This is a genomic window from Candidatus Melainabacteria bacterium RIFOXYA2_FULL_32_9 (assembly GCA_001784615.1).
GTDB lineage: Bacteria > Cyanobacteriota > Vampirovibrionia > Gastranaerophilales > UBA9579 > UBA9579.
This window is the reverse complement of record MFRQ01000021.1, coordinates 1-226: the sequence shown is the minus strand read 5'-3', so window position 1 is coordinate 226 and position 226 is coordinate 1. Positions and strand designations below refer to the sequence as shown.

Below are 226 nucleotides of genomic sequence, written 5' to 3'. Positions count from 1 at the left end.
TTAGAAATACTGTTGCCTATAATGTGTCGGCTTTAATGGAATTTAAAGGAATGACTTTAAAAGATGCCGCCAATGAAGTTGTTTTTAACATCCTAAAAAAAGATGATGGTGGAATAATAGCCGTAGACAAAGATGGAAATTATGCTGCACCATTTAATACTTTAGGCATGTACCGCGGTGTCGCAACATCGGATGGAGTTTTTGAAATAAAAATCTGGGAATAAAA

General features: G+C 35.0%; 1 pseudogene. It reads left to right on the top strand.

Annotated elements, in window-relative coordinates:
- Positions 1-224, top strand: a pseudogene (locus A2255_03185) (beta-aspartyl-peptidase).
- The last annotated feature ends 2 nt before the right edge of the window (positions 225-226 follow it).